This window comes from Leptotrichia trevisanii DSM 22070 (assembly GCF_000482505.1).
Taxonomy (GTDB): Bacteria; Fusobacteriota; Fusobacteriia; order Fusobacteriales; family Leptotrichiaceae; genus Leptotrichia; species Leptotrichia trevisanii.
Map to the genome: position 1 here is coordinate 84,531 of NZ_KI519445.1, position 12,783 is coordinate 97,313.

The following is a 12,783-nucleotide window of genomic DNA, read 5'->3' on the forward strand; positions in this document are numbered from 1 at the left end:
AAAATTACTTTCCATTTGCTCTAATTTTAAAATTGTTTAATTTATATTAATTTGATTCAAGTTTAGTTTATTTAAAATTTTCCATTATTTCTTCAAACGAAATATTTCCTTCCCTTAACAATGAGAGTTCTCCATTTTCATACTTCACAATTGTAGAGGGCTTTCCTGTCAATTCCGAATTTTTATTTGGAAAGACAATATCCACATTTTTTAACAGTTCTTCACTCAGTTTTTCTACCTTAGTAACAGCATTTTCACCTGAAATATTTGCACTTGTAGTTAATAAGACACCACCAGCGTTTTTTATTATTTCCAGAGCAGTTTTATTTTTTGGAATACGGATTCCAATTGTTTTCATACTTTCATCAAAATTTTTTGTAAAATTCTGATTTGCCTGAAAAATGACGGTTAATTCTCCCGGCCAGTATTTTTCAAGGATATTTTCAATTTTTTTTATATTTTTATCAGTTTCATTTATCAACTCTGGTAAAATTTTTTTATCACTGATTAACGCAATTATTTTTTTTGAAAAATCCCTTTTTTTAATTTTATAAATTTTTTCCACATATTTTTTTTCTGGAAGAGCACCTATCCCATAGACAGTATCAGTTGGGAATATGGCAACTCCTCCATTTTTTAAAATATTCACTGTATCTTGAATTTTAGTCATCGTCACCATCGTCAACTGGCATTTCAAATAAGTCGCTTATTGGATTATTTGTTGCAATTCTTTTTATTATTTCCGCAAACATTTTACTTGTTGATAAAATTTTCAGTTTGTCAAATTTTCTATCTTCAGGCAATTGGATTGTGTCAGTTACTACAACTTCTGTAAAAGCTGAGTTTTTTAGCCTTTCAATCGCAGGATCCGAGAATACGGCGTGTGTAGCACATGCGTAAACTTCTGATGCCCCCTTGTCAATTAGAGCCTGTGCCGCATTACAAATTGTTCCCGCTGTATCAATCATATCGTCAATTAAAACAGCTTTTTTCCCTTTTATATCTCCAATAATGTTCATAACTTCTGAAACATTTGCCTTTGCACGTCTTTTGTCAATTATTGCAAGTGGTGTATGTAGCCAATTTGCAAGTCCTCTTGCTCTTTTTACTCCACCGACGTCAGGTGAAACAACGACTGTATCTTCTGGGCTGAATCCATATTTTATAAAGTGTTTGGCCAAAATTGGTAATGCTTCCATATGATCCACTGGAATGTCAAAAAATCCTTGAATTTGTCTTGCATGTAAATCCATTGTGATTACCCTTGTAGCCCCTGCTACAGTAAGCAAGTTTGCAACAAGTTTTGATGTAATTGGTTCACGTGGACTTGCTTTTCTGTCTTGTCTTGCATATCCATAATAAGGAATTACCGCAATAATTTCTCTCGCTGATGATCTTTTAATCGCATCAATAAAAACTAAAAGCTCCATAATACTTTCATTTACAGGTTTTGAAGTAGACTGAATAATAAATACTTTACATCCACGCACACTTTCGTTTGCTTTTGCAAAAGTTTCCCCATCGGCAAATCTCACAATTTCAGCAGAGGATAAATCCATATCCAAATATTTTACAATTTTTTCTGCCAGCACTTCACTTGATGATCCTGAAAAAATTCTTATTTTGCTTTTGTCTTCTTTGGTTAATGTTATCATTTTATTTCCCTTTCTCTCCCTATATTTTGAATTTCTACTAAAAAATTTTTATTATCAACATTAAAACATACATTATAATTTTTTTGATTTTTTGACATTTTTCCTTTTTAAAATCTCTTACTTATTTTTTCTCTTTGTTTACCTGTTTTGCCCTTCCAAATGCAAGTGCCTCATCAGGAATATCCTTTGTGATGACAGAGCCCGCAGCTGTTAAGACTTTAGCTCCAATTTCTACAGGTGCCACGATTATTGAATTGCTTCCGATAAAGGCATTTTTTCCAATTTTTGTCTTATGCTTATTTTTCCCGTCATAGTTACAAGTAATTGTTCCTGCACCAATGTTTGTATCTTCACCGACTTCAGCATCTCCAATATAAGTCAAATGCCCTGTTTTCACACCTTTTTCGAGCGTAGAATTTTTTATTTCCACAAAGTTTCCCACATGTACAGTTTGTTTCAGATATGCCTTTGGACGCAAATGTGCAAATGGCCCGACAGTTACCCCTTCCTCAAGAGTAGACTGCTCAACAACAGAGGCCTCTATTCTCACATTATCAGCAATTACAGAATTTTCAATTCTTGTATTTCCCAAGATTTCACAGTTTTTTCCAATTTTTGTATTTCCCTGAATTGTAACATTTGGGTAAATTACAGTATCCTGCCCAATTTCAACATTATCTTCAATATAAGTTGTATCTGGATCAATCAGAATTACACCGTTATCCATAAGTTCAGTATTTTTTCTATCTCTTGAAATTTTACTGGCTTGTGCTAACTGAGCCTTTGAGTTTACCCCTAAGATTTCATCTTCATCTTCAATTTGAAAGCTATCAACTTTATAGCCTTCAGTTGATAAAATTTTTATGGCATCTGTTAAATAATACTCGCCTTTTGAGTTATTATTGTCAATTTTTTCAATTGCATAAAGTAGACTTTCATTCTTAAAGATATACACACCTGTATTAATTTCATCTATTTTTCTTTCGTCTTCATTTGCTTCCTTTTCTTCGACAATATTTGAAATTTTTCCATTTTCCTTAACAATCCGTCCATATCCAAATGGATTTTTAACTTTACATGAAAGCACAATACAGTCAAGATTTTTTTCCTTAAATACTTTTTTTAATTCTTCCAATGTTTTTTCTTTTAATAACGGTGTATCACCATAAGTGATAAGGACATCTTCACCATATTCCTTAATTTTATCCTTTGCAATCAGAATTGCATGCCCTGTTCCAAGTTGCTGTTCCTGTGTAACATAAGTAATGTCTCCCATTTCAGCCAGAACATTTTCCTTTTTATGCCCTAGAATAAAAATATTTTTTTCGTTTCCAATATTTTCCAGCACATTAACAACTCTTTTAATCATCGGAATACCATTCACCCTGTGTAAAACCTTCGATTGTTCGGACTTCATACGAGTCCCTTTTCCCGCCGCCAAAATTAACGAAATCATCATTCCTCCTTCAATTCAATAATCGACAATAAAATATTTGTCTTTAATTTACTCAAGCTATAAAAAATACAGTGTTTAAAAAAACTCAAATTTTTGAGTTTAACATTAAAATTATTTTCCAAGTTAATTATATCAATTTTTTCCGATTTATTCAAATATTATGAAAAATTTTTTTATTTGTTAAATAAAATGTCTTAAAAAAATTTTTAATTTAACAAGATTTCTTTCATTTTTTTTCCTCATTTTCACTTTCGTTATAATTCAAATGAATCCTCAAAGCCTCCAGCGAAATCTGTATTTCCAAAAGAGAAAATAACAGTGAAACGATAAGCGACACCAAACTTACTGCAAAACTGATTTTCCCAACAAAATCTATCTGAAAAAATAAAAATAACATTGAAACTGCACACATTAATAAACTCGAAACCCCAAAATACTGCATCTTTTTAATATAATTCAACCTTTTCCTCAAGTTTTTAACCTGATAAAATTCATGCTCTACTTCCCCACTCGAATCCATCTGTCTTACAATCGCTGTAAGAGCCAGAAATCTGTTGGTGTATGCAAGTAAAAGAAGAGATACTGTAGGGAAAAGAACCGCAGGTGTAGTTATTTCCAAAGTCATATTTTTCACCATCCTTTCAAATTTTTATAGTAAATTTGTTTAATAATTAAAATATAGTGTTTTATACTATTTCCCGTTTAAATAATAGAAATCAAAAAATTTATAAAATTAAAGTCATTTTTTTATAGGATTACGCTATTATACAACCTATGTAACTATTAAAATATCCTTTAATTAAATTTTATCATTAAGTATCCATCTTAAAGACTTTTATAATTTTATTTATAAATATTATGATTAATAATAGTTTTTTCTATTTTTTTGTAACGTAAGGGCATCAGACGCCATGCCCTTACAACCCCGCTTACGCAAAACTTTCTTATAAAGAAAAAATAAAACTCGCTTCGTAAAACTACGCTCAGACAGTTATTTTTCCTTTAACGAAATTTTGCTTATTTAATACTTTCCAAATAATAAATGTTTCGACTACTTTCCCAAATAAAATTTGGGAATATTTCAAAAAAATGCTTAGACGAGCCAGGGATAGTGCGTAGCACTTTCGCTATTCTCTTTAGTATGACATTATTTAAATATACTAAAATAACTATTATTGCGAAATAAAGGGAAATGGCGACTGATTTCCCTTGCTTTATAAAAAGAAAAAATATTTATTAATAATAAGCCGTTTTTCATAATCTAAATAAAAATCCCTTATATGGATACTTAAGAATTAAATTTGATTTTTTTAACAAAACTATCAAATTACTTATTGTAGAATTTTACTTCTATTTTTTAAATGGGATCTAGTATAAAAAATGTAAAATAAAAACGCAAGGACTGTAAGTTTGCCCTTGCTCAAAATAATTTTATTTATTAAGATTAAAAGGAATCTGGTGACGATAATACATTTAAGTTCTTGTCTATTTCAAATATTAAGGGTTTTCCTGTTGTTAAGTTCAGTTTTAAAATATCATCATCGGAAATATTTAATAAATATTTTATTAAAGCTCGTAAACTGTTTCCGTGAGCTGCCACAATAACGTTCTTTCCTTCCTGCAAACTTTTAGAAATATGTGAATGCCAGTAGGGCAGGACTCTTTCAATTGTATCTTTCAGGCTTTCTCCAAGTGGTGCTTCAGAATCGGACAAGTCGGCATATCTTCTGTCTGCTTTTGGATAATATTCACTTGATTTGTCTATTGCGGGTGGAGCAATATCAAAACTTCTTCTCCAGATAAGGACTTGCTCATCACCATATTTTTTAGCAGTTTCAGCTTTGTTTAAGCCTTGTAATGCTCCATAATGACGTTCGTTCAATCTCCAGGATTTGTAAACTGGAATATATAGTTCATCCAATTCTTCCAGAACGTAATTTAAAGTTTTGATGGCTCTTTTCAAATAAGATGTATAGGCAATGTCAAAAACTAATCCCATTTCCTTTAATGTCTTACCACCAGCTTTTGCCTCTTCCATGCCTTTTGGACTCAAATCCACATCTTTCCATCCGGTAAATTTATTTTCCAGGTTCCATTGGCTTTCACCATGTCGAATTAATACTAATTTCATTGTTTCCTCCTTTTGATAAAGTCCTTTAATATTGAACTGATAAAAAGTGGCTTTATTTTATTATTTTATTTCAGTTTCTACAACTGCTTCTGTAACAGTTGTGTTTGTAGATAATTCTTTTTCAGCGATTAAGTCTTCAAGATGTTCCTTTGTTGCCATTAATTCTTCAAGATTCATATTATCATAAGTTGCTTCTGAAGATGTTTTTATGTTTATTCCCTGTTTTCTTAAAAAACTGTCAACTTTATTCTGATTTTTTTTGTACAGGTAATAACCTACTGCTACAGTTCCTACTCCAATTGCTGCTCCTACTAAATGTTCCTTTTTAATGTTTCCAAATTTTATCATTTTTATACCTCCAAATTTTTTATTTATTATTATTTTATTTATTGTAAAGCTATATATTTGTCATCTGTTTCATTGCCCATCCTGTTGTTAAAAAATATATGATCTATCAAGTCACTTAAATTTTCGATGGAATTATCATTTTTTACATCCACGACATAATGAAATTTTCCATTATTGGCTTTTAACCGGTAAATTCTCACTTCCTTGTTTGAGAAGTTATTCAATACGAGATGTCGTCCAAAAGTTGTAAACCACATAAGTGCTATCGCTGTAACCGATCTGTTTGCCAGATAAGATTTGAGCAAATATAGTGCAGGCAATATTTCAATGTCAAAAAAGCCCTTACGCTGTGTTTCCCTGTAGGCATGCTCTATAATTGCTGCGGTTGTCAGTCCAGCTGCAAAGTTATTTATGTCTATCTGTAATTTCTCAACTTTACTTTTGCCAAGCCCATATAGGAAAGAAAGCAATATTGCGGCCCCAGAATAAACAGACAGTGAATCTATTGATTTTTCCTCAAAATCTTCAATCAGTTTTACTGAAGTCATCTTATGCTCAACTGATAAGGCAGTTGCGGTTCGATAAATTATTTCATCTATTGAAATTTCCTCAGGTTCAAATGTGACAAGTAAAGTATTTATAGTTTGGTTATATCGCAAGGTTGTATTTTTTGTTTCAACTTTTATTGTTTCAAAAAATTTTTTTTGGTTAATAATGTCATGTGAGATTTTGAATCTGACACGGTTTGGTAATTTATGCAGTATTATTAAGGTTAGTTTTTTCATATTTTATTCAAACTCCTTCAACATTAGACTAAAAAATATAAAAACACAAAAATTCCTATTTATTAACATCATATTTTAATAGCCGCAATGAATTTCCAACTACTAAAATTGTTATTGAATTATGTAAAATCGAGCTGTATATTGCAGGTAAAAGTCCTGTCGCACCTAACACAAGGGCAAAACTGTTTATTCCAATCGCCATTGCAAAATTTTGTTTTATTATTTTTACGGTGTTCTTGGCTAAACCTACTACACCCGGTATTAATAACGGATCATCTGAAGTTATTGTAACATCGGCAGCTTCCATTGCAATATCTGTTCGTGAACTTCCCAAGGCTATTCCTACATTTGCGTAGGAAAGGGCAGGAGCATCATTTATTCCGTCACCTATCATAATAACTTTTGAACCGATTGAACGGAATTTCAAAATATCTTTAGCCTTGTCCTCAGGAAGTAGTTCAGACTCGTATCTGTCCATCGACATTCTTGACGCAATGGTTTCAGCCTGTTGTCTTAAATCTCCTGTCAACAGTACAATATCGTCTATTCCCTGATTTCTTAGCCGATTAATTGCCTTTTTTATATTTTCCCTAGGAGGATCTGAAACGCCGATAACACCTATTAAATCACTGTTTTTAGCCACATAAATTACAATTTCCCCACGGTTTTGCATTCCTTTGACTATATCACCTGCCATTTTAAGTGAAATATCATTTTCTTCCATATATTTCTGGCTTCCCACACGAATAATGTCCTTATTTACAAAAGTTTCTATTCCTCTTGCCACTTTGACAACGGATTCCTTATGTTTTGGAATTTTTAATCCTCTATTTTTAATTTCATTCAAAATTGCACTTGCCAATGGATGTGATGAAGTTTCTTCGGCTGCGGCAGCCAGTGCAAGCATCCTGTTATCTTTCATATTTTTTCCAAAAGTCTTTAGTGTTTGGATTTTAGGCTTTCCTTCGGTTATTGTACCTGTTTTATCAAATATCACTGTGTCAGATTTTGAAAGTTCTTCCAGATAGTTGCTTCCTTTAATCAGAATACCATTTTTAGCCGCTGTATTAATTGAAGCTGAAAATGCTGTTGCCGTTGATAGTCTTATTCCACATGAATAGTCGATTACAAGCATACTTAGTGCTTTTTGTAGGTTTCTGGTGGAAACATAGACGATTCCGGCAAGTAAGAAGTTTAGTGGGATCAGTTGTGCGGAAAATGTATCGGCATAAGATTGAATGTCAGCCTTGTTAAAGGAGGCATCTTCCACTAATTTTATAATTCTTGAAGCTGTTCTGTCATCACCGACTTTTTCAGCTTTTACAGTAATATTTCCACTTTTTAAAAGTGTTCCTGCAAAAACTTCCTCACCGACTTTTTTAGTAACAGGCATATATTCCCCTGTGATTGGTGACTGATCAATTATTGCCTCACCTTTTTCAATTGTTCCGTCCACACTTATTTTTTCCCCAGTCTGAACAAGTATCAAATCTCCCCTGTTAATTTCTTCAATTGGGACTTTTTTGGCTGTTTCCGCATCATCAGACTGTTTCCAGACATAGTTTTCTCCAACGCTTAACATATCTTTAATTACACCACGTGTCTTTTTTATTGTATAAACAGTAAGCAGTTCTGCAAATTTTTCTAAGATCATAATTGTCAAGGCTGTTCGTTCACTTCCTAAAATGATACTGCTGACGATAGCTGTAGAACTTAGTGTATCTGCATTAGGACGCTTATTTTGAATCAGGGAATAAATTCCATTTTTTAAAACAGGCAGGGCTAAAGAAATTGTTGACAAAGTCTTGTAGTTAAACAATCGTCTGATTCCTGTCAATTTTGTCTTTGGATTTGGCAGTAGAAGTAACAGCACTGCGGCACCAATATTTTTTATAATTTCCTGTGGGGATTCTTCCTGTAGACGTCTTTCAATAACATATTTATTTGATGATTGTTTTTTTTCATTTTTATAAATATCCACCAGATATGTATTTAACGTATTTTGAATTAAAGATACCAAGTTTTCACCAGTCAGTGCCAAATTATCAAAATAAATAAGAACAGTACCTGTAATAATTGAAATTTCAACACTTTGGATATAATGAACTTGCATCAGCTGGTTTGTTATTTCTTCCTTATGAATCCCAAGATATTTTAAAGCCCTTGATTTTATTCTGATTCTTCCACGAATTTCGTGTAAAATCTCACAATCCAGTAAATAATTTTTATTTAACATAAAAATCCCTTTCTTTTCTTTCATTTTTACAATAATTAAAGTTCTTTAATTATGTTATAAAAAGTATCCAAATTATCTTCTATTTCCTTCAAGGATTTATTTTCATATAATTCGGAATGATTAATCATCGTTTTCCAGACTTTATTCAGCCAGTCCAGTATTTGTTTTTCTGAAATCAGTTTTATGTCATAATAAAGTAGAATTTTATTTGTTATATACGAAAACTCAACACTTTTTATACCTTTTTTTGATAAAATAAGTTCTGTAACCCGATAATCATATTTTTTTAATTCTTCTGGAATATCTGATAAATTTGGGACAGAAAGCCTTAATCTGCCGGGAATACTGTGTACAACCTTTATCTGATTAAACATCAGATATGTAGCCTTAAATAAATTTTCCAACATTATTTTCTTTTCCCTTCTGATAAAAAAATAAAAGTCCACCATAGTAAAGTGGCACCCGCAGGCAATTCTGGAAATTTTCTTAATTTTTTAATTCCATAAAAAGCAAAAATTCCTGCAACTAATGTTTTTAAATCCAGATAACCTTTACTTTTATTGTAAATAGCCATATCCACCGCTTCAAATGTTTGTTTTAACAATACTTTTATTTTTCCAGGTTTATTTTTTAGGGCTTCTCCTTCCAGATGGAGTAATTTTAGAACGATTAAATATAAAAACGAACTTTCAATAATTTTTTCATCAAAATAAATTAGGATGCTTCCAGTAACGGAATTGACTCTCACTGAATCTATCCCTGATAGTTGTCGCATATTATTTAAAAATTCCTGTTCTAATTCCACATTTTCCCTTAATATATCTGTTTGAAGCCTCAAACGTCCATTCTGGTAATGTTTTACCTGAATAACGCCATAAAAATTTTGCAGCATAACCGACTCCTTAAATATTTTTATAATTCATTATATACTTTTTTATTTAAAATTACAAGACATATAATCAAATTAAATAAAATGAATGTTAAAAAATAGTTTTACAAAAAAATAAGGGCATTTTTGTACACCCTTATTTTATGAAAAATGGAAATTTTAAAACTCATATTCCCCGTTCCACGTAATGAACAGCTTAACAAGTTCTTCCGCCACTTTTCTATTTCTTGTATCAATATCTTCAAAAGTCCAGTCAGTCTTATCTGTTGGAATCAATTCCCTTACATATTTAATTTTAGATTTTCCATAATTTACTTTTTTCTTGTCAAAAAAGTTTTCCGAAGCCTTGATTGTCAGTTTCTTTTCAAAAGGGATCTTATTTCCAATGTAGTTTATATACTCCTTAACCTGCTTATTTTCCATGCTTTCTGAGAAACGGTTGCTCCATTTTTGTGGTAAAATGTATTCAACTTCCCATTTTTCAGGCAAAAGTTCATCCTGATTATTGTAGACAACCATTTTTAAAATCATACGCACAAGATTTTTATTAGGTGTCTTTACTTTTTCCTGAAGTACAGAAATTGGGATATTTTTAAATGCAATTTTTGGCGAAATATTGTCAATTATATCCACATTTAATTTCAGAATATCAGATTTTACAGCTGAAACGCTCGGTGTTACAAGATAATTTGCAGTCAATTCCAAAAACAGCTTTCGTAAAAATTTCAAAAAATATGTTTCAAAGTTTTCTTTATCACCGTGAGCCAGATAGTACACAACAACAGGATATTTCCAAGATTCATTCGGATAAGCCGACAAAGTATCCAAAATTTTAATAATCTGTATATTTTCTGTCCAAGGTTTTTCATCAATTGACTCACGTCTGTTCATAACAACCCATAAATCCAGAATCTGATCCAAGTTTTTTAATAAATTTGATTTATAAAGCCGTGTAAATCCACCTTTTGAGTAAAAACGTCTAAGCCCAAGAGTAGTAGTCGCCATATCCTTTTCTGTGGCTCTTAAATAGAACATGTAATAATAAAACAGCTGTTTTACATTTTCCTTAGCATAAATTGCCCGTTCGCTCAGATTTTTCCATTGTTTAATAAATAATTTCTTGTATTCCTTTTTTATTCTGTTATACATTTTTGCCTTGAAAATATCTGCTTCAGAAAGAGGCAGTCCCCTGTCATTCAATGTTGAAAATACACTTAAGGCATCGTCCTGCGAATCTGTCTTTATCGGGAAAACAACCGCCCTGTTTAAAGTGTAGTAAATAAACTCCAGCATTAATGTCGGACTTAATTCACAAAGCTTATCGAATAGTTTTTGAAATAAAATGTAGTTTTTGGAATAATTGTCAGTGGCTTTAGAATCAGCAACACCTGTTTCCAAGATATTCTGTAAAATTTTATTTCCTTCATTGTCTATAACTCTCGAATTAATCAGTACACTTGTATAGTCAACTTCTCCAGTAAGTTTTTCCTGTTTCCACAATGCCGGCTGAATCTGTCTTATGAAATTTTCCTGCTCCACAGTTTTTTCTTCATAAGAAGTTAATTTTGTATAAATTGCCCGTAAAAGCAGGAAGAGAGAAGTTATTCTCTGCTGCCCGTCGATAATTTCCTGTTCCCCCTCTTCATTTTCATAAGAAACAATACTTCCTAAGAAATATGTCCCTTCGGTACTATTATTTTTTTTAGTTTCACTTTCTGTAAATTCCAGTAAATCATAAAATAACGTCTTAGTTTCATTTTCAGTCCAAGAATATGGCCTTTGATATTCAGGTATTAAAAATGTCTGCTCTTTACCACTTTCGAGTAACTGCTTTATACTTTGCTTATTCACTTGTATTGTTGCAACCATAACGCCTCCTATTTATTTCTTTTTTACAAATTATACACTATTTCTGGCTTATTTTTCAACTATAAAATTTTTTCCATAGTAACACATAAAATAAAGTTTACAAGTTATAGCAAGTGATTTTTTCCTTATTTTAAGGAGTTAATTGCTATAATTTCAGTGCTTGCAATTATTTTCCAAATATGTTATAATCAAAATGATAAAAATTCATATAAAAAATAAAAAAATAAAATAATGGAGGAAAAATTAAAATGGCAAAAGCTAAATTCGAGAGAAGCAAACCACACGTAAACGTAGGAACAATCGGACACGTAGATCACGGGAAAACAACAACAACAGCAGCAATATCAAAAGTATTGGCTGAAAAAGGACTGGCTGAAAAAGTTGATTTTGAAAATATCGACCAAGCCCCTGAAGAAAGAGAAAGAGGGATTACAATCAACACAGCTCACATTGAGTATGAAACAGAAAACAGACACTATGCTCACGTTGACTGTCCAGGCCATGCCGATTATGTAAAAAATATGATTACAGGAGCAGCTCAAATGGATGGAGCAATCCTAGTAGTATCAGCAGCTGATGGGCCTATGCCTCAAACAAGAGAACACATCCTGCTTGCAAGACAAGTTGGAGTTCCTTACATTGTAGTTTACTTAAACAAAGTTGACATGGTAGACGACGAAGAATTATTAGAATTAGTAGAAATGGAAGTAAGAGAATTACTTACAGAATACGGATTCCCAGGAGATGATGTACCAGTAATTAAAGGATCTTCATTAGGAGCATTAAATGGAGAAGCTCAATGGGTAGAAAGAATCATGGAATTAATGAACGCAGTTGACGAATATATTCCAACACCAGAAAGACCGGTAGACCAAGCATTCTTAATGCCAATTGAAGACGTATTCACAATTACAGGAAGAGGAACAGTTGTAACAGGAAGAGTTGAAAGAGGAGTAATCAACGTTGGTGAGGAAGTGGAAATTGTAGGAATCAAACCAACGACAAAGACTACTGTAACAGGAGTAGAAATGTTCAGAAAGCTATTGGATTCAGGACAAGCTGGGGACAATATCGGAGCATTGTTAAGAGGGACTAAGAAAGAAGAAGTTGAAAGAGGGCAAGTACTTGCTAAACCAGGGACAATCACTCCACATACAGGATTCAAGTCAGAAGTATACGTATTGACAAAAGACGAAGGAGGAAGACATACACCATTCTTCACAGGATACAAACCACAATTCTACTTCAGAACAACTGACATCACAGGAGAAGTTAATTTGCCAGAAGGTGTAGAAATGGTAATGCCTGGAGACAACATTGAAATGACAGTTGAATTGATTCACCCAATCGCAATGGAAGAAGGATTAAGATTTGCGATAAGAGAAGGTGGAAGAACAGTAGCTTCAGGAGTAGT

Annotated in this window: 12 protein-coding genes; 1 reads left to right on the top strand and 11 read right to left on the bottom strand. The window is 32.1% G+C overall.

Annotation, left to right across the window (positions count from 1 at the left end; all coding sequences use genetic code 11):
- Nucleotides 1-67: 67 nt before the first annotated feature.
- The 11 genes from K324_RS0112335 to K324_RS0112390 all read right to left on the bottom strand — a co-directional run bounded on the left by K324_RS0112335 (nucleotide 68) and on the right by K324_RS0112390 (nucleotide 11,369).
- Nucleotides 68-670 carry an L-threonylcarbamoyladenylate synthase gene (locus tag K324_RS0112335; RefSeq protein ID WP_036095774.1) on the bottom strand — a complete coding sequence of 201 codons (603 nt, stop codon included), beginning with the start codon at nucleotides 668-670 and terminating at the stop codon, nucleotides 68-70.
- Complete coding sequence (locus K324_RS0112340) at nucleotides 663-1,655, bottom strand: ribose-phosphate diphosphokinase (RefSeq protein ID WP_026749403.1); 993 nt, start codon at nucleotides 1,653-1,655, stop codon at nucleotides 663-665. The genes K324_RS0112335 and K324_RS0112340 overlap by 8 nt, the downstream gene beginning before the upstream one ends.
- A gap of 121 nt (nucleotides 1,656-1,776) precedes the next feature.
- Complete coding sequence (glmU, locus tag K324_RS0112350) at nucleotides 1,777-3,111, bottom strand: bifunctional UDP-N-acetylglucosamine diphosphorylase/glucosamine-1-phosphate N-acetyltransferase GlmU (protein WP_026749404.1); 1,335 nt, start codon at nucleotides 3,109-3,111, stop codon at nucleotides 1,777-1,779.
- Between the two features lie 226 nt (nucleotides 3,112-3,337).
- Nucleotides 3,338-3,736 (bottom strand): DUF2721 domain-containing protein, encoded by a 399-nt coding sequence (locus tag K324_RS0112355; protein ID WP_026749405.1) that lies wholly within the window; start codon nucleotides 3,734-3,736, stop codon nucleotides 3,338-3,340.
- A gap of 819 nt (nucleotides 3,737-4,555) precedes the next feature.
- Entirely contained in the window at nucleotides 4,556-5,242 is a 687-nt protein-coding gene (gpmA, locus tag K324_RS0112360; RefSeq protein WP_026749406.1) for a 2,3-diphosphoglycerate-dependent phosphoglycerate mutase, read from the bottom strand.
- A 60-nt stretch (nucleotides 5,243-5,302) separates the two neighbouring features.
- On the bottom strand, nucleotides 5,303-5,590 hold the full coding sequence (locus tag K324_RS0112365; protein WP_026749407.1) for a hypothetical protein: 288 nt from the start codon (nucleotides 5,588-5,590) through the stop codon (nucleotides 5,303-5,305).
- A gap of 38 nt (nucleotides 5,591-5,628) precedes the next feature.
- Nucleotides 5,629-6,375: a hypothetical protein gene (locus K324_RS0112370; RefSeq protein WP_026749408.1), complete on the bottom strand. Its 747-nt coding sequence runs from the start codon at nucleotides 6,373-6,375 to the stop codon at nucleotides 5,629-5,631.
- Between the two features lie 55 nt (nucleotides 6,376-6,430).
- Complete coding sequence (locus K324_RS0112375; protein ID WP_026749409.1) at nucleotides 6,431-8,611, bottom strand: heavy metal translocating P-type ATPase; 2,181 nt, start codon at nucleotides 8,609-8,611, stop codon at nucleotides 6,431-6,433.
- 35 nt (nucleotides 8,612-8,646) lie between these two features.
- Entirely contained in the window at nucleotides 8,647-9,018 is a 372-nt protein-coding gene (locus tag K324_RS0112380; RefSeq protein ID WP_026749410.1) for an HMA2 domain-containing protein, read from the bottom strand.
- On the bottom strand, nucleotides 9,018-9,503 hold the full coding sequence (locus K324_RS0112385; RefSeq protein ID WP_026749411.1) for an HMA2 domain-containing protein: 486 nt from the start codon (nucleotides 9,501-9,503) through the stop codon (nucleotides 9,018-9,020). The genes K324_RS0112380 and K324_RS0112385 overlap by 1 nt, the downstream gene beginning before the upstream one ends.
- A gap of 156 nt (nucleotides 9,504-9,659) precedes the next feature.
- Entirely contained in the window at nucleotides 9,660-11,369 is a 1,710-nt protein-coding gene (locus tag K324_RS0112390) for a DUF262 domain-containing protein (protein ID WP_026749412.1), read from the bottom strand.
- A 248-nt stretch (nucleotides 11,370-11,617) separates the two neighbouring features.
- On the opposite strand from K324_RS0112390, the gene tuf reads away from it, so the two are divergent.
- Nucleotides 11,618-12,783 (top strand): elongation factor Tu (gene tuf, locus K324_RS0112395; RefSeq protein WP_026749413.1); only part of this gene is annotated, 1,166 nt, incomplete at its 3' end.